Below are 17,788 nucleotides of genomic sequence, written 5' to 3' on the forward strand. Positions count from 1 at the left end.
TGCTCTGGCGGCAGATGAGCACTTTCCTCGCCAAGCAGGACATTCCGGCATCGAGCACCGACCTGCTGAGCATCGCCCCCTTGATCGCGGTGATTTTTCTGCTGCTCCTCGCCATCGTGGTCATTTTGGTGCAGCGTTACCTGCTGCATCGGGTGCATCTACTCGTGGATTATGTGAAAGGCCAACAGCAGGGACACGTTAGTCAGCCACCTCCGACATTACTGAAAAATCGCGATGACATCGCCCTACTCACCGGCGAGATTTACTCACTGCTGGAAACGCTCAGGAAGCAGAATGAGACATTGCGCGAGCAGTCCCTCATCGATCCCCTGACTGGACTCGGCAATCGACGCCTGCTGGAGCAGCGTCTGGAGATCGCGCTGCCCATGACGCGTCGTCGCATGGCGCCCTTGTCGATCCTCATGATCGATGTCGATCACTTCAAGGCCTACAACGATCATTACGGCCATCCCGCCGGCGATACGTGCCTGGTCGAGATCGCCAATGTCCTGCGCGATATCTTTCGGCGCGAAACGGATATCCTCATCCGCCTGGGAGGAGAGGAGTTTCTGGTCGTGCTTCTCGATAGTGACGAAGGCCCGGCCCTGGCGCTGGCCGAAGCCATGCGCAGCATGTTGCAAGCGGTCGGCATTCCCCACACCTCATCACCCTCGCATTCGATGGTGACCGTGAGTATCGGCGTGGCCACCGCCAAGCCCGGCACCCGGATCGATGCGGACAGCCTGATCGCCTGCGCGGACGCCGCGCTTTATGAGTGCAAGTCTCAAGGGCGCAATCGTATTCTGGGCCGAACCGTGGAAGGCGTGTTGTCTCGATAGACCCTGTAACGCTTGAATTGAGATGCCATAGCCACTCTCGTACACTCGTTCGACGTCTTTCAACAGGGAAACATCATGGCTTTCGCAGGAACGTCGAGCTACATCGCCACGGATGCGCTACGCCTGGCCGTCGATGCTGCGGTGATGCTGGAACGGCCACTGCTGATCAAGGGCGAGCCGGGTACCGGCAAAACGCTGCTTGCCGAGGAGTTGGCCCATTCATTAGGCACTCGCCTCATTACCTGGCACATCAAGTCCACCACCAAGGCCCATCAGGGGCTTTATGAATACGACGCGGTCAGTCGTCTGCGGGATTCCCAGTTGGGTGTGGAAGGCGTAGAGAACGTTGCCAACTACATCCGGCCCGGCAAATTATGGGAAGCCTTCGAGGCGGATCAGCGTGTGGTGTTATTGATTGATGAGATCGACAAGGCGGATATCGAGTTCCCCAACGATCTACTGCAGGAACTCGATCGCATGGAGTTCTATGTCTACGAGACCGATCGAACCATACGGGCTCGCCATCGGCCGATCATCGTCATCACCTCGAACAACGAAAAGGAGTTGCCGGATGCTTTCCTGCGTCGCTGCTTCTTTCACTACATCGAGTTCCCCGACCGCCAGACGCTGAAGCGGATCGTCGACGTGCACTTTCCCGACATCGAATCCCGTCTGGTCGCTCAGGCCCTGGAAGTATTCTTCGATCTGCGCGAGGCGCCGGGGCTGAAGAAGAAGCCCTCCACCTCGGAGCTGATCGACTGGCTCAAACTGCTGATGGCCGACGAGTTGTCCCAGGAAGCGCTGTACCAAACCGACCCGAGCCAGGCATTACCCCCACTGGCCGGCGCCCTGATCAAGAACGAGCAGGACAGCACCCTGCTGCATCGACTGGCCTTCATGATGCGTCGCCAACGCTCCAATCAAGGCCGCTGAGCCATGTTTCTCGGCCTGTTCGATACCCTGAAACGTGCCGGTGTACCGGTGTCCTTGCGAGAGCTGCTTGATCTGCATGCCGTGCTCGAGCAAGGCGTCGTATTTGCCGACAGTGAGGCCTTCTACCGACTGGCGCGTCTGGTTCTGATCAAGGATGAGCGCTACTTCGATCGCTTCGATCGCGCCTTTGCCGCCTGGTTCAAGGGCATAGAGGATCTTGATTCGGCCATTGAAGCATTGATTCCCGAGGAGTGGTTACGGCGTGAATTCGAGCGCTCCCTGTCCGAGGAGGAGAAGGCCGAGATTCAATCCCTGGGCGGGTTGGAGCAGTTGATCGAGACCTTCAAGCAGCGGCTCGAGGAACAAAATGAGCGTCACGCCGGTGGCAACAAATGGATCGGTACCGGCGGCACCAGCCCCTTCGGCGCCCATGGTTACAACCCCGAAGGTATCCGCATCGGCCAGGACGGCTCACGCCACCGGCGTGCGGTAAAGGTATGGGACGAACGTCGTTTTCGCGATTACGACGACTCCCTCGAACTCGGCACCCGCAACCTGCAGATGGCATTGCGCCGCTTGCGGCGTTTTGCGCGCACCGGCGCCGGGGAAGAGTTCGATATCGAGGCCACCATCGAGGCAACGGCTCGAGACAATGGCCTGCTCAATATTCGCCTGCGTCCGGAGCGCCACAATGCGATCAAGCTGCTGTTATTGCTCGACGTGGGCGGCTCCATGGACGATCACATCCGTGTCTGCGAGGAGTTGTTCTCTGCCTGTCGCAGCGAATTCAAACATCTCGAATACTTCTATTTCCACAACTGCATTTACGAGGGGTTGTGGCGAGACAATCGCCGTCGCGACAAGCGTATCAGTACCCAGGAAGTGCTTCGCACCTTCGGCGCCGACTACAAGGTGGTGATCGTCGGCGATGCGGCCATGTCGCCCTATGAAATCACCCATCCCGGTGGAAGCGTCGAGCACTTCAACGAAGAAGCTGGCGCTACCTGGCTCAAACGACTCACGGCCAAGTTCGACAAGCTGGTCTGGCTCAACCCCTTGCCGCCCCACGCCTGGGAGTACACCCATTCGACTCGACTGATCCGCCAACTGGTCGATGAGCGGATGTATCCTACAACTCTCGAAGGCCTGGAAGCCGCGATCCGCGAGCTTTTACGTTAGCTCTTTCGTTACAGACCGACACAACAAAGTTGGGGCGGGGAATTGCCAGCCTCTTTTTACTGTATATAATTACAGTATCAATTCATCGAATAGCAAAAAAATAGCTAAATAAGACTATAAAATATATTAATAGTGATTTTTAGCGATTATTGCTATAGCTATTTAATGCTATAAAATGTATTTATAGCTTTAAATAACAATCATGGATTGATACAGGATGACGGCCAACATTGGTGTACTGACCGGTGATGTGGTGGGGTCTCAGCGAATCACGGACAAGGATCGTCTCAATCGAACGCTGGATGACGCCTTGACGCTCATCGAAGAGCGCTTCAAGGCCCGGGGTGATCGCTATCGCGGCGATGGTTTCCAAGTGGTCATCCCCGATCCAAGCGACAGCATGACGGCAGCGATACTGATTCGCGCGGCATTGATTCAGCAGTCTCCATCGCGTCAGAACATGTGGGATGCGCGTATTGCCATCGGTATTGGCAAGGGGGACGTTCCTGAGCCTCAGCGTTTCGCTCAGGCCGATGGCGAAGCGTTCGTGCTCTCGGGGCAGCGTCTGGACGCGCTGAGCGACACCGCAGATCGCCTGGCCATCGTCACGCCGTCAGCCGAACTCGACGAGACGCTGGCGCTGGTGACCCGTTTTGCCGATGACATCCTGAGCCATTGGTCGCGTTTCTCCGCGGAAGTTGTGGCGCTGAGTCTACTCCATGAGGAATCCCAACAGGCTCTGGCCCAACGACTCGGACGCGCCCAGCCAACCATCAACCGTCGCCTGGCGGCGGCGCGCTGGTCCTTGATTCGGGATTATCTGATCTACACCGCCTCGAAGCTGGCCCAGGGCGTTTGAAAGGAACTGCCATGCAATCGACGGTATTTTCGTTACTGTTACTGCTGTTGCTTGCCCATCTTGCCGGCGACTTCCTGTTGCAGTGCAAGGCCTGGGTGCACAGCAAGCAGCGTCTTGGTTACCGCTCTCCAGCGGTCTATCTGCATGCCGGCGTGCACGGGCTGCTGGCGCTGAGCGTCCTGCTGACCGGTCAATTGACGTTTGCGACCGCCGTGCTGGCGGCATTGACCATCGCTCTGAGCCACTTGATGATCGATATCCTCAAGAGTTACACCCCAAAGCAGGTCCGTTATTTCCTGATCGATCAGGCCCTGCATCTGGGGGTGATCCTGCTGGTCTGGAGCTGGCTGATTCATCCCTGGCCGCTACCGCTAATCGGGCATTGGCTGCTACGCCCCGAACCATTGGCAATACTGCTGACCTATGTACTGATCACACGGCCGCTTTCGATACTTATCGCGCTGGTCATGCAGCGCTGGAGCGCCCAGGTCGATAACCGCGGCACCCTGGCGGACGCGGGGGCCAGGATCGGTATTCTCGAACGCTTTCTGGTGCTGACCTTCGTGCTGAGCGGCGAATTCACCCCCATCGGTTTCCTGCTGGCGGCCAAGTCGGTCTTGCGCTTTGGCGATCTGCGCGAGGACCGCGACCGCAAGCTCACCGAATACGTGCTTCTCGGCACCATGCTCAGTTTCGCTTTGACCCTGCTGCTGGGATTGGCCCTGCGCTACGTCCTCCAGACACTATGACCTTGGCTGCCTACTTTTCACGAAGACGACTCCCGAAATGCAGGGTATGCCCTCCACTGCTGCTGATCATGGCAATCACCCTCGTCATGGCAAGCTGCAGCGGCCTGGAGCAACGCCCCGGCTATATCGTCGACCAGCGGCACGTATCGCCCTCGCATTCAAGCCGTATACGTCATCTGGTGATTCACTACACCGACGGTAACGAGTCACGTTCGCTGACAACGCTGACCGGCCCTCGGGTGAGCGCCCATTACGTGCTGCCGCTACCGGCCCGGCGTTCCCGGGGCCAACCCCTGGTCTATCAACTGGTGGACGAGTCCCGCCGCGCCTGGCACGCCGGCGAAAGCGCCTGGAAAAAACGCAGTAATATCAACGACACCTCGATCGGCATCGAGATCGTCAACGAAGGGCCAAACCGACCCTATGGAGAGATCCAACGGCTTCTCGAGACCCAGCCTTCATATCCGAATGTCATTGACTGGGCGCCCTATCCGGATGCCCAGATCGACACTCTGATCCGGCTCGCCCGGGACATCGTCGCCCACTACGACATCGACCCCACCAATGTCGTGGGGCACGCGGATATCGCGCCCTCACGCAAGATCGATCCCGGGCCGCTCTTCCCCTGGTACCGGCTGCATCAGGCCGGCATCGGTGCCTGGCCCGAGGCGAACAGGGTAGCCGATTACCTCACCCGTTTTAGCCAGCAACCGCCATCGCTGACGGAGCTTCAGACGGCGCTTGCGGATTACGGCTACCCCGTGGAGGTGACCGGTCAGTACGATCCCCAGACCCGCCAGGTGCTGCGAGCCTTCCAGATGCATTTTCGCCCCAGGGACTATCGCGGCCTCCCGGATGCGGAAACCGCCGCGATCGTCTGGGCGCTGCGGGATCGTTATCGTCCCGAATCGCTATCGTCGGATAGACCGCCCTTGTAGGAGTTCGCTGCAGCGAACTCCCAGGAAAACCAGCGATTTTGTCTATTGAGGTGGTTTCTGCTTGCGCAATCACTCCACCATCTTTTGCTGCAATGGGGGCTTGCCCGTACAATGCAGCGATATTGTCATCGCTGCCATGAGCAGTCTCGCCGACCAGATTTCAAGGAACCAGCCGACCCATGCGCGCCAGTCAATTATTGATCGCCACCCTCAAGGAAACGCCGGCGGACGCCGAAATCATCAGCCACCAACTGATGCTGCGCGCCGGCATGATCCGTCGTCTGACATCGGGGCTCTACACCTGGTTACCCATCGGCCTGCGCACCCTGCGCAAGGTCGAGCGTATCGTGCGCGAGGAAATGGACCGCGCCGGCGCCCAGGAAGTGCTGATGCCCGCGGTGCAACCCGCTGAATTGTGGCAGGAATCCGGACGCTGGGAGCAATATGGCCCGGAGCTGCTACGCGTGATCGATCGTCATCAACGCGACTACTGCGTCGGCCCGACCCACGAGGAAGTGATCACCGACCTGATGCGTCGCGAGATCGGCAGCTACAAGCAGTTGCCCGCGAACTTCTATCAGATCCAGACCAAGTTTCGCGATGAAATTCGCCCGCGTTTCGGCGTGATGCGCTCCCGGGAGTTCATCATGAAGGATGCCTACTCCTTCCATATCTCGGAAGACTCCCTCAAGGGAGGTTACCAGGTGATGTATGACGCCTATGTACGCATCTTCACCCGGCTGGGCCTCGATTTCCGCCCGGTACTCGCCGACAACGGCGCGATCGGTGGCACCGGTTCCCATGAGTTTCATGTGCTGGCGGATTCCGGCGAGGACGACATCGCCTTCTCCAGCGATTCCGACTACGCCGCCAATATCGAAATGGCCGAGGCCTTGCCCGCGCCGCGCGGCGAAGAACCGCAGCGCCCAGCCCCAACCGAGGAACTGCGGCTGGTCGATACTCCGAACGCCAAGACCATCGCCACGCTGGTCAAACAGCACGGACTGCCCATCGAGAAGACAATCAAGACCTTGATGGTACACGCCGAGGAAGGCGGCCTGATCGCACTGCTGGTGCGCGGCGATCATGAGTTGAACGAAATCAAGGCCGAACATCTGACGGAGGTCAAGGCACCTCTGACCATGGCCAACGAGGACGAGATTCGCGCCGTAGTGGGTGCTGGCCCAGGATCGCTGGGCCCGGTCGATCTCGACATGCCGGTCATCATCGATCGCAGCGTGGCGTTGATGAGCGACTTCGGAGCCGGAGCCAATATCGATGGCAAGCACTATTTCGGCATCAACTGGGAGCGTGACGTGGCCCTGCCCAAGGTGGCCGACCTGCGCAACGTGATGGCCGGCGATCCATCCCCGGATGGCAAGGGAACCCTCTCGATCAAGCGCGGTATCGAGGTTGGGCATGTCTTTCAGTTGGGTACCAAGTACAGCGCGGCGATGAACGCCACGGCCCTCGACGAGACCGGCAAGGCCGCCCAGCTCTGGATGGGCTGCTATGGCATCGGTATCACCCGCGTGGTGGCCGCCGCCATCGAACAGAATCACGATGAAAACGGCATCATCTGGCCCAATGCCATCGCGCCCTTCGAGGTGGTGCTGGTACCGATGAACGCCCACAAGTCTGAACGCGTACGGGAAACCGCCGAACGCCTCTATGGTGAGCTCAGCGCTCAGGGTATCGACGTGCTGCTCGATGATCGCGATACCCGGCCAGGGGTCAAGTTTGCTGATCAGGAGCTGATCGGCATTCCTCATCGCGTGGTGATCGGCGATCGCGGCCTCGACAATGGCGAGTTGGAGTACAAGGGCCGTCGTGACGATAACAATACTATGATCCCCGCAAACGAGCTGATCGACTTCTTACGTGAGCGTTTACAAGCCTAAAATTCTGGCAGGACTCCTTGCAGCCCTGTTGTCCCCAGCGGCAACAGGCGCTGCAGTGACTCCCCAGCATATCCCAACCACACTGATCGATACCCTGTCGACCACCGTCAGCGCGTTGCGACAGGCAAACCGCGATGCACAAGCCCAGCGCTGGCTGAGTGTCATGCAGCCTCGGCTGGCACCATTTACTGCCCAGAAAGAAGGTCTCGGCCTGCTCGAGCGCATCCGCCTGGAAGCGGCCCTGGCCGGCCTGCCGGCGGAACTCGTACTGGCGCTCATCCAGGTGGAGAGTGCGTTCGATGCCCTGGCAATATCCTCCGCCGGTGCGCAGGGGCTCATGCAGATCATGCCTTTCTGGAAAGACGTCATTGGCCGCCCCGAGGACGATCTTTTCGATCCTGACCTCAATCTGCGCTATGGCTGCACGATCCTGGCGCACTATCTGCGCGTGGAAGATGGCGATCTGACCCGCGCCCTGGCTCGCTACAATGGTAGCCTCGGCCAGACCTGGTATCCCGAACGCGTGATGAAGGCCTGGGCAACACGCTGGCGTCTCTCATCGGATGAAGAATCGAACCACCTGACTAGACGCCATCAGGAATGAGCGTCATCGTTTACTGATCTAATTGGCACCAACGCAAGTACATGTTGTCTGATACAGCATATTCGTTTTCATCGACGCCGCTTTGCGATATCGAACATTGCTCGATGCCTTACGAACAATTGTAACCATCACCTTGGCATTATCGAGAGTCTCTTGAATGCGCTCAGCTCCTACATGGCCTGGTATTCGAAACGCTACCTCACCGTAATCGTCACCACACTGAGTCGTTGCCTTGGTCTTGCCTTGTTGTTTCTGGCCCTCGGTGCCAGTCGCGGTGCCGAACCGCTATTGCGCTCGACATGGCAACATCCGCACCAGGAAAAGCGGTCTAGGCGACTGCACACTCGCCTGCTCGCCTTGATGACGCGTCTGCATCGTCAACAAACCGATCCCCTTACGGGTATTGGCACACAAGGCGCAGCCAAGAATGAAATACGTAAACTAATAGCTGCCGATCGATCTTTTCTGGTGATTCGGCTCAGCATCGACAACATCATGCGCATCAACAAGACCCTGGGATATGATGTCGGCGATCAGCTATTGGTGGCACTGACCCATCGTCTCATCCGCCTGCAGTATCATCATGGACGCCTCTATCGTCTGGATGGTAACGAGTTCCTGCTGTTGGTAGCGCCGCCTTTTGTTGACAACACCTTGCTCAAACGTCTGCGTGAGCAATTGAGCCAGCCGCTCAAACTGTCGGGCACTTCGTTGATTCCTACCATCGCCCTGGCCGTACTGCAAAGCCCCGACAATGGTCAGGACGCACAACAATTGCTACACCGTTCTTCCATCGCTCTCATACAGGCACGACATTCTCGGGAAGGCTTCCATGCCTATCATACGGGCCTCGATCACCATCACGCCCGGGAAAAACAACTGCTGGGGGACCTGGTCGATGCCGTTCGGGATCAGCAGCTCAAGATGGTATATCAACCCAAGATTCGACTCGAAGATGGCGATGTCATCGGCTTCGAAGCCTTGCTGCAGTGGCAACATCCCGAGCTCGGATTGTTGCATCCCGACGAGTTTCTGCCCCTGGCCGTGCATTCCGGGCACATGGCGCTGGTGGGAGAATGGATGATCCAGCAGGTAATGGATCACATGGCGGCTTGGCAGGCCCAAGGCCATACTGTTCAGGTCGCGATCAATCTCTCCGCCATTGATCTCGACGACCCCCTACTCGCCCAGCGCTTGCTGACCGGGCTGCATCGCAGGCAACTCGCCCCGGCACAACTGACATTGGAAATCACCGAACAGACGATGATGCTCGATCCGGCATCCGTTGCGGAACTGCTCGCCGAACTTCGCGATGCGGGTGTCACGATAGCCATCGACGACTTCGGTACCGGCTACTCCTCGCTGACACAATTACGCTGCCTGCCTCTGGATGTACTCAAGATCGATAAGTCCTTCGTGATGAACCTTGCTCAGCAGCGCGAGGATGCAACGATCGTCCTGTCGAACATTACCCTGGCTCATGATTTCGGACTGGAAGTGGTTGCCGAAGGCGTGGAAACCCCTCAACAGCTGGACTTGCTGATCAAGGCCGGTTGCGATCAAGCCCAGGGCTATCTGATTGCTCGTCCCATGGATATGGACCAGGTGCTTGACTGGCTCGCGGAATATCGGGCCGCCATGCCCCCGAGTTTCATGCCGGTATGATGCAGTATGAATAGCGCGCAGAAAAAAGCCGACCCGGAGGTCGGCTACAAGGGGGCAGAGCCCCCTCCCCTGACGACAATCTTGCGTTACCGCATCACCATGGTTAACGCTTGCCCTTGCGTTTCTGATCGCGAATGATGAAGGTAGCGAACCCGCCCATAAAGACAAACATCATTGCGACGGTCACCAGCCCGAAAATGACGGCATCATCCCAGTACATGGCGTGTCCCCCCCTTCCTCATCGTCGTTAGAGTTACTTTAAGGGGCGGATGACTTGCACTTCTTGATTACAATCAAGTTTTTTACCGAGGTTGAACGAAGGCGTAACAAAAATTGACTTAAGTCATGTTTCAGGGAATCTTGCGATCTTCCACTTGCACGTGCGTGATGTCGTCGCTCAATGGATGCCCCTTGACCAGTTCTGCGCGGGTCGCCTCGCGTATATCCAGAATCTCGATGCTATAACTCAGCGCTTCCCCCGCCAAAGGATGGTTGGCATCCACGGTCACCATACTATCGCCGACGGCCATCATCGTGACGATGCGTAGCCCCTCAGGCCCCTGGGCCTGAAAACGCCTGCCGGGTACCAACATATCGACGTTCTCGAAGGCGTCCCGGGACACTTCCTGCACCAGCGCCTCGTCCCGGAGCCCATAGGCATCGGCCGGGGCGAGGGTGATCGTCGAACAGGCGCCTTTGGCGAGCCCCTCAAGGCAACGCTCGAGTCCTGGAACGATGTTGTCGTGACCATGCAGGTACTCGAGCGGCGCGTTGCGCTGACGAGAGTCGTCGAGTACGCTGCCGGCGGAGTCGCGTAAGATGTAGTGAAGAGTGACGACGCAATGGGGAGCAACGGTCATACGGGTTCCTTGGCTGATTCATTCTTGCCTGCGCAGTTGGCTAACGGGCATTTCCAGACGCTGCTGATTATGCAGCATGTTGAGCAGGACGATCGCTCGCTCCTCGCCCTTCTGGCTTTCGAAAACCGCTTGCAGTGCACGAAATGGCCCATCGGTAATCTCGACGGTCTCGCCGGCTCGAAAGTAGATGTTACCGTTCGACGCGTCCGCTTTGGCCTGGGCGCTTTTGCGTAATGTAACGATCAGCTCATCGTTCACGGGCAAAGGTTCGTCACCGAAGCCGACCAGCTTGAGCACCCCACGCGTCGAGCGAATGGGCCGCCAATTGCTGGCCAATCGATCAAGACGAATGAACAGGTAATAGGGGAACAGCGGCTCGTCGAGCCAATGCAGCTTGCCACGGCGTTTCTTCTGCACCTGTAGCACAGGGTGAAACACTTCATAGCCCTGATTGTTCAGGTTTTCCGCGGCACGAAAGGATTCACCGCCCTTGCAATGAATCAAATACCAGCGGGGAATGGCATCACTTTCCCGTTGTTCGTAATCGGTAAGCTGATCGCTCATAAGACTCCATGATAAATAGTTGCCCAACTTCAATGTAAGGCATTGATCTAATAGGCGCGGAGAACGTAAGTTGTCCATCAGTCTAGCATCGATGTCGAGCATATCGATTCACGATAACCCCCAAGGTCTTTTCTGATGGCAGGAAACTCTCGATGACTCTCCCCCCAGCACGCCGCTCTTGGTGGGATGCTCTGACCGTCTATGCCCAGGCGCCGGTGATCACCATGTTGTTTCTGGGCTTTTCCGCTGGCCTGCCCTTTCTTCTGGTGTTCTCGACATTGACCGCCTGGCTACGCGATGTTGGCGTAGAGGTGGCGGCAATCGGCTTCTTTTCCTGGATCGGTATCCTGTATTCGATCAAGTTCTTCTGGGCCCCGGTCGTCGATCGTTTACCCCTGCCTGGATTGACCCGGCTGTTCGGTCAGCGCCGCGGCTGGATGCTGCTGGCTCAGATGACGATCGCTCTGGGCCTGGTAGGCCTGGCCTATACCGACCCTCGCGCAAGTCTTGTCAGCGTGGCGGGATTTGCCTTGCTGGTCGCCTTCGGCTCCGCCACTCAGGATATCGTGATCGATGCCTTTCGTATCGAATCCGCCGTCGAGGAGGTACAAGCCGCCATGGCCTCGACCTACATCATCGGCTATCGCGGCGGACTGCTGGCCGCCGGTGCCGGCGCGCTCTACATTGCCGATCTGGCATCCTGGCACTGGGCGTATCTGGGCATGGCCTGTCTGGTCGGCATAGGCATGCTAACGGTACTCGTACGGCCAGAGCCACCCCGCTCGTCACTGGGCGTGCAGTTGATTCACGAGCCTCGTGTGCGTGCCTTCCTGCGCGCCAGCCGAGGGCGGGCACAGCTTTGGCGCCGTTTGGGCGCCTGGATGATCGGCGCGGTGGTCTGCCCCTTCACGGACTTCTTCTCCCGCTACGGTCGCCGCGCCCTGTGGCTGCTGGTCTTCATCGGCATTTATCGCATCAGCGATCTGTCGATGGCGGCCATGGCCAACCCGCTGTATATCGATCTCGGTTTTACTCTTTCGCAGATCGCCAATGTGACCAAGGTGTTCGGCATCGCGATGAGTATTGCCGGCGGTATCGTCGGTGGACTGCTGGTCGTGCGCTATGGCATCGGGCAGATGCTCGTTGCCGGAGCCGTGATCGTCGCCCTGACCAATTTGCTGTTCGCCGTGCTGGCGCTGATCGGGGCGCAAATGCCCATGCTGGTGATCACCATCATGGGAGACAACCTGGCCAATGGCCTGGCCAGCACCGTCTTCATCGCGTTCCTGTCGAGCTTGACCTCACGTGCCTACACGGCAACCCAATACGCACTGTTCTCGTCCCTGATGACGCTACCGGGCAAGTTCATCGGCGGATTTTCCGGAGTGGTGGTCGCCGGGCAAGGCTACACGGTGTTTTTCGTCTTCGCGGCGCTGCTCGGGCTACCGGCGGTGTGGCTTGCCTGGCGCATCAGCCGCGATCCGTCATTGAAAGCGGACCGCGAACCTGCCACTGGCGCAGGATGATGGGCTCATTTGTCGAGGTGTCGCTGCTGCTCCGCCAGCCACCCCAATGCGCCCTGAGTTGCAGCCCATTGGTCGCGCATCAACGCTCGATACTGCCAGGCCTCGGCCTTGGTGCCCGGCTCCGGCACCTCCAGCGCCAGCGGTACCGGCCGGGGGTTTTGAGCGCACATCATGGCGATGGCGTGGACGTTGAGGGCTTTTACGTCGCGTAGCGAGCGCACGGCTTCCTCGAGGCGTTGCAACCTGAACAACGCCAGCGCTCGCCCCATCAAGACGCCCAGGAGCGGACCTTCATCGTCGGGTTCCTGTTGATCGCTGAGATCAACGGCCTCCTCGTCGCGGCCTTCGCGCAACAATTGATCCAGCACCAATTCCCGCAAGCCCAGACTGTCCTGATCGTCGAGTACCAACAGACGCTCGGCCATTTGCCGCGAATCGCGTCGCGCGCCACGCTCCATGCCGACCACCAGCGCCAGGCCGGTACGCAAGAGCAACGCGTTATCCGCATCGTCCCAGGTAAAACGTCCACCGGCTTCTTCGATCTGATCAAGCCAGCGTCCAAAACGCCGGGCCAGGGGAACGAAGAACATGTTGGCCATCCAAGGCAAGCTGCCGAAGCGACTGGCCAGCGCCACCGCCAGTGTCTGAACGACCTGGGGCGAGTCGAGCCAGGCAGGCTGGGCGTGCAAGGCATCGAGCCAGTCGGCGGCATGCGGCCAGGGGTCGTCCTTGAGGCCCAGAGCGGAATCTTCATCGATCTTGACGAGAAAGTATCCCTGCCAGGCAGCAAACAGCGTATCCTCCCGGGCACTGGTATGATATTCCAGATGACCGTCCGCCGCGTGCTCGAGGTGCAATCTAGGCGCGTCGCCCAACCCTTCGAGCAGGGTCTGCAAGTTGATCAGCGGCGCGGCCAATGCCTCTTCGGAATTGACCATCTGTTCTGCCAGGGTGGCACCGGGGTTATCGGCTAGATCGGCGAGAAACTGCAGCTGCTCGACATCGAGATCACTATGCCGTGCCAGGCGTCGAAACCAGAACCGTGCGCGCTCGCTGGCTTCTTCAGGGTGCCCCTCGTGAAGCAGCAGCATGGCCTCGATATAGGCAAGCGTAGGCGAATCCGGCAACGTTTGCTGGGCGCGCACGAAGGCTTCTCGGGCGCTTGCCAGGTCATCGCTGTCGAGATGCATCAGACAGAGACGCTCCAGGGCCACGCCGCGCAGAAACAGTGGCCCACGGTCGAGTATTTCGTCGAGCAGCGCCGCCTTCTTGCGGTGAAATCCACGCTCTTGATAGATATCGATGAGCAGTTCAAAGGCCGGTTCGGTCTGTTCCGGCAGTTGGCTCCAGTCCGCCGCCTCGAAGAGCGCTTCGAGCATCTGTTGAGCACGACCCTGCTGATTGCTCTCAGCGGCAATCAGCCCCGCTTCGAGCAGGGCCTGGGCCGGTGCACGACCACTGACCAGCGCCGCCTTGAAGGTGGCCCCTTTCCATTCGCGTAGCGACAACATCCACATCAAGTGCTCGGGCACTGCGCCGGGTAACGCTACAGCGCCGCAGCAGTCGCGACTCTTGCGACCCGAGTCGCACCAGCAGGGTTCGTTGTCGCCAGGACGTGCCAAGGGTTCTGTGGCGAATCCTCGCCGCTCTAGCGGCGTCTGGTTCCATAACTCCGGCGCCAACGCCTGGGCCAGGGCCATATCGCCCCCCAGACGATGCAAGCCATCGGTACGCGCCCAGACCATCAGCGTTGGATAGTGCTCGTCTTGGCGAATGGCATTCAGCGCGCCGCTGGCATATTCCAGTAACTGTTCCACCCACATTGCCAGCATTGCACCTCCCTTGTCATGGTCGCTTCATTCTAGCATGCCGTTGTCACTGTCTCACGGCTCTCTCGGCGCTGGCGAGGCAGGTCCCCGGGTGCTAGGGTGGCGGCCAACGCCTCCTGCCGCCGTGCTTTTGTCGTTATTTCCATCTTGCCATGCTAAGGACTGATGTCGTGCGATTGCCTTTTCGCCGTTCGGCAAAAAATGCCCGAGAGACCCCACAGATCCGCCTGGAACGCGAAGGCCGCGACGAGATCAAGCGCATCACCTCGGCAGTGGAAAAAGTGCCCTGGACGGTCAGTCTGCTACAGATTCTATGGACTGCCGGGCCGGTCACCTTGCTGGGTGCCTGGGGCGGTTTTCTGTTGGGATACGGCAAGGCGCCCACCACCGAAAATTACATCTTCTTCATCTCCTATACAGTAATCACCGGTGCCGCGGGCATCATCGCCAATCTCGTGCACAATCTCACCGGTGGGCGCAAGGCGGAAAGAACCGCTCGCAAGATCGAACGGGTCATCAAGAGTCTGCCGGATCTGCTGCTGGGGACCCGCAACCTGATCGTCGAGAGTCTGGAAGGTGACGCCCGCCGGCGTGAGGCAGCCGCCATGCTGCTTCGCAAGCAAGACCTTTCTCCAGAGGGCGTGGAATTGGCGGCCATCGAATTGCTCGATGATCGCGACAGTGCCCGGATCATCGCCCAGATCGATATTTACCGCCGCGTCGGCCAGCATGCGCGCATCCGCGATCTGATCGCGCTTTATCGCGAGACCATCGATCCTCAACTCAACGAGCTTGCAGAACTGGTGCCGGAGGCGGCGGCACTGTTACGTCAACGCTTCGAGGGGCAGGCGCCGAATCTACGCCGCGGAGTGGCCCGCGATGACCACTTCATCGAGCGGGTGCTGGCGGCCATCGAGCAGAACGATGAGCTGCTGATGACCCTGCAGGATGTGGAGGAGATGCTGATCCTTGCGTTCGAGCTGATCAGCGGTCGCAAGATTCCCATGCTGAGCTTCGAATATCGTGGACGCTGGCGCCTGGCTCAAGCCTTCGACAATCTGGAGAAGGCTCGCGCTCAGCATCGCATCGCCCAGGCCACCGGCCTATCTCGTCTCAAGGCCTTGACTGCCTACCTGGCGGAGCAATCCGGCACTCTGGTCGCGGACGCCGCCGGCGGGCTACGCGCCGAGATCCTGGTGGAGCGCTCACAGCAGGCGATGGACGCGCTGGCCGACCAGATCCAGCATCTCGCCCAGGCAGTCACCAGCGGGCAGACAGAACGGCGCGCGGCGCTAAGAACCAAGGCCGATCTTCTGGCCAATGCGCTGCGCCTTTATCGCACCGCGCTGGATGCCTATGCTCAGGTAGGCCGCAGCCATGCCCAGTTGCTCAAGGCAGTGCAACACTGGGAGGCCATCAGCGCCGATCACGCCGACCGCGACACGCGTCTACGCCTGGGCCCCGGGCGACGTGGCCTGCGTATCCGCGAACACGTGATTGCGCTGGACGACACGGCCAAGGCCCAGGTATGCAAGCATCTCGATCGGCACATCAAGGCGACGGAGGCTGATCGTGAGCAGCGCCGCAATCCTCATCTGATCGATCGGGATCGATTACTGGCGGCCGGTATGGACGCAGGAAAACGCCTGGCCATCGAGATCGCCCTGGCGCTGGAACCCCACATTAATCTCTCGCGCCCCCAGGTGCAGCGGGCCATCAACGGCTCGAATGCGGCGGATTTCGGTCAGCTCGAGCCCAATCTATCGGCGGCAGCGAAGGCGGCACTAGGGGCGGCCATGGTGCGGGAAATCGATGTCGATCTATCACGCACCGCGGAGTCTCTGGCCCTGGCACTGGTGCGTCATTATCGGGTCGAGCTCGATCCGGGGGCCAAGGCGTTTCTCATCAAGCAGTATGGCGCTCGGGAAACGACCCTGAACATGCTGTCCAATTATCTTTCCAACACGGCACGCAGCGAGGTCCGCAATGTCAGTTATCTCAGCCAGCGGCCGGCGGTGGTGAGCGCCCCTCACCGACATTGGTACAGAGCACTGGTACAGGCACGGCGCGCACTCAAATGAGCGGTATCAGGAAGAAGCACGCTGCGCCCAGGCAATCAGCGGCTGACTGCGGGCGTGCATGTCCAGTCGCGCCTGCAACCTCACCAGGTTCCAGTAATGGCCGTTGAGTGCCCGGGACAGCAATAGCGTATCCGCCGGTGGCTGCAAGCGATCCATTGCCGCCCAGACCCGAGGGCTGAGATCGCGGAGGCGCCGATGTACCCGGACATCACCGAAATCCTGTAGTCCCGGCGCAAACAGCGGTGCAATGGCCTCCGCCGATTCACGGTACAGCGCCAACGGGGCGCCCTCCCCCTGGCGCCCGCCCATCTTGCGCAGTGCGGTATCCATGGCCATGGCGTCCTGTTCCAGAGTCGCCTGCAGCAATTCGACCATCTGCAATAAACGGGAGTCCGGTACCGGGATTACCGCACCCAGATCATAGAGGATCAGCCGACCCTGGTCGTCACAGGCAAAATTGCCCGCATGAGGATCCGCGTGCAGTTCGCCGTGGGTGAATAACTCCTCAGTCAACCAATCTGCCAGATGAATAGCGACTTGCTGACGCAAATCGTCATTTGCTGCTTCGATATCCCGCAGCGGCGTGCCGGGAACATAGCGCATGGCAAGCACCTGCTCACCGCTCAGGGACCTCAATGGTTCAGGGATGGTCAGCCAATCGAGATGCGCATAGCGCTCACGATAACGTGCCAAAGCCGTAGCTTCCGCGCGATAATCGAGCTCACCGCGCAGACTTTCCGCCAACTCCTCGAACAGTGCATCGAGCCTTGCCTGAGGGACCTTGAACCATCGGCCAAGACGCATGATACGCCGCACCTGAGCCAGATCGCTCTCCAGCACCGCCGCCAGCCCTGGATATTGCACCTTGAGCACGACGGTGCTCCCCTCCTGGGTCCGAGCACGATGCACCTGGCCCATGGAAGCACTGGCAAACGGGGTGGTTTCTATATCTGCGAAAACGCGATCAGGATCACCATACTGAATGTCCAGGCTCTCGCGAATTCGAGGCCAGGGCATCGGCTCTGCCTGACGCTGCAGGCGAGCCAGTTCATCGGCGAGATCCGCCGGCAATAGATCGTCCCACTGAGAGATGATCTGGGCCAACTTCATGGCGGGCCCCTTGAGTTCCGACAAGCCTTCGAATAGCGCTTCGCCCAGCGCGCGCCAATCGGTCTGACCACCAAGCCGACTCCGTAGCATGGCTCCGCCGGTTCTTGCACCAAGTCCCAGCAGTCGTCGAGATCTTCCACGCTCGCGCATA

16 protein-coding genes are annotated in these 17,788 nt (G+C 59.4%); 11 read left to right on the forward strand and 5 right to left on the reverse strand.

From position 1 onward, the window contains the following. Nucleotides 1–14: 14 nt before the first annotated feature. From ACPF7Z_RS07035 to ACPF7Z_RS07075, 9 genes are all read left to right on the forward strand, one after another. Nucleotides 15–839 carry a GGDEF domain-containing protein gene (locus ACPF7Z_RS07035; protein WP_425192540.1) on the forward strand — a complete coding sequence of 275 codons (825 nt, stop codon included), beginning with the start codon at nt 15–17 and terminating at the stop codon, nt 837–839. 75 nt (nt 840–914) lie between these two features. Further along, the gene (locus tag ACPF7Z_RS07040) at nt 915–1,772 is read left to right on the forward strand and encodes an AAA family ATPase (protein WP_425192541.1); all 858 of its coding nucleotides are present in this window, start codon (nt 915–917) and stop codon (nt 1,770–1,772) included. A 3-nt stretch (nt 1,773–1,775) separates the two neighbouring features. Then, nucleotides 1,776–2,951 (forward strand): vWA domain-containing protein, encoded by a 1,176-nt coding sequence (locus ACPF7Z_RS07045; protein WP_425192542.1) that lies wholly within the window; start codon nt 1,776–1,778, stop codon nt 2,949–2,951. 217 nt (nt 2,952–3,168) lie between these two features. After that, nucleotides 3,169–3,810, forward strand: a complete 642-nt coding sequence (locus ACPF7Z_RS07050) for a hypothetical protein (RefSeq protein ID WP_425192543.1) — start codon at nt 3,169–3,171, stop codon at nt 3,808–3,810. Between the two features lie 11 nt (nt 3,811–3,821). After that, nucleotides 3,822–4,559 carry a DUF3307 domain-containing protein gene (locus tag ACPF7Z_RS07055; RefSeq protein WP_425192545.1) on the forward strand — a complete coding sequence of 246 codons (738 nt, stop codon included), beginning with the start codon at nt 3,822–3,824 and terminating at the stop codon, nt 4,557–4,559. Nucleotides 4,560–4,627: 68 nt separating this feature from the next. Next, nucleotides 4,628–5,497, forward strand: a complete 870-nt coding sequence (locus tag ACPF7Z_RS07060; protein WP_425192547.1) for an N-acetylmuramoyl-L-alanine amidase — start codon at nt 4,628–4,630, stop codon at nt 5,495–5,497. A gap of 179 nt (nt 5,498–5,676) precedes the next feature. Further along, a complete protein-coding gene (locus ACPF7Z_RS07065; RefSeq protein WP_425192549.1) occupies nt 5,677–7,398 on the forward strand; it encodes a proline--tRNA ligase in 1,722 nt (573 codons plus the stop codon). Nucleotides 7,399–7,453: 55 nt separating this feature from the next. Beyond that, on the forward strand, nt 7,454–8,002 hold the full coding sequence (locus ACPF7Z_RS07070) for a lytic transglycosylase domain-containing protein (RefSeq protein ID WP_425192551.1): 549 nt from the start codon (nt 7,454–7,456) through the stop codon (nt 8,000–8,002). Nucleotides 8,003–8,155: 153 nt separating this feature from the next. Next, nucleotides 8,156–9,667 (forward strand): putative bifunctional diguanylate cyclase/phosphodiesterase, encoded by a 1,512-nt coding sequence (locus ACPF7Z_RS07075; protein WP_425192553.1) that lies wholly within the window; start codon nt 8,156–8,158, stop codon nt 9,665–9,667. Nucleotides 9,668–9,770: 103 nt separating this feature from the next. On the opposite strand, the gene ccoM is transcribed toward ACPF7Z_RS07075, so the two are convergent. The 3 genes from ccoM to rfaH all read right to left on the reverse strand — a co-directional run bounded on the left by ccoM (nt 9,771) and on the right by rfaH (nt 11,091). Beyond that, nucleotides 9,771–9,887 (reverse strand): cytochrome c oxidase subunit CcoM, encoded by a 117-nt coding sequence (ccoM, locus tag ACPF7Z_RS07080; RefSeq protein WP_425192555.1) that lies wholly within the window; start codon nt 9,885–9,887, stop codon nt 9,771–9,773. 130 nt (nt 9,888–10,017) lie between these two features. After that, nucleotides 10,018–10,527: an FKBP-type peptidyl-prolyl cis-trans isomerase gene (locus tag ACPF7Z_RS07085; protein WP_425192557.1), complete on the reverse strand. Its 510-nt coding sequence runs from the start codon at nt 10,525–10,527 to the stop codon at nt 10,018–10,020. Between the two features lie 18 nt (nt 10,528–10,545). Next, complete coding sequence (gene rfaH, locus ACPF7Z_RS07090) at nt 10,546–11,091, reverse strand: transcription/translation regulatory transformer protein RfaH (RefSeq protein ID WP_425192559.1); 546 nt, start codon at nt 11,089–11,091, stop codon at nt 10,546–10,548. 152 nt (nt 11,092–11,243) lie between these two features. Here rfaH and ACPF7Z_RS07095 point away from each other — a divergent pair, with 152 nt between their 5' ends. Next, nucleotides 11,244–12,617 (forward strand): AmpG family muropeptide MFS transporter, encoded by a 1,374-nt coding sequence (locus ACPF7Z_RS07095; RefSeq protein WP_425192561.1) that lies wholly within the window; start codon nt 11,244–11,246, stop codon nt 12,615–12,617. Nucleotides 12,618–12,622: 5 nt separating this feature from the next. Here ACPF7Z_RS07095 and ACPF7Z_RS07100 read toward each other — a convergent pair whose 3' ends face one another. After that, nucleotides 12,623–14,449 (reverse strand): SEC-C metal-binding domain-containing protein, encoded by a 1,827-nt coding sequence (locus ACPF7Z_RS07100; protein WP_425192563.1) that lies wholly within the window; start codon nt 14,447–14,449, stop codon nt 12,623–12,625. A 167-nt stretch (nt 14,450–14,616) separates the two neighbouring features. On the opposite strand from ACPF7Z_RS07100, the gene ACPF7Z_RS07105 reads away from it, so the two are divergent. Further along, the gene (locus tag ACPF7Z_RS07105) at nt 14,617–16,527 is read left to right on the forward strand and encodes a hypothetical protein (protein ID WP_425192564.1); all 1,911 of its coding nucleotides are present in this window, start codon (nt 14,617–14,619) and stop codon (nt 16,525–16,527) included. Between the two features lie 6 nt (nt 16,528–16,533). Here the strand turns inward: ACPF7Z_RS07105 and ACPF7Z_RS07110 are convergent, their stop codons facing one another. Further along, a complete protein-coding gene (locus ACPF7Z_RS07110) occupies nt 16,534–17,787 on the reverse strand; it encodes an ABC1 kinase family protein (protein ID WP_425192566.1) in 1,254 nt (417 codons plus the stop codon). Nucleotide 17,788 lies beyond the last annotated feature (1 nt).

The sequence above is a fragment of the Halomonas sp. GXIMD04776 genome, from assembly GCF_049808615.1.
Classification (GTDB): domain Bacteria; phylum Pseudomonadota; class Gammaproteobacteria; order Pseudomonadales; family Halomonadaceae; genus Modicisalibacter.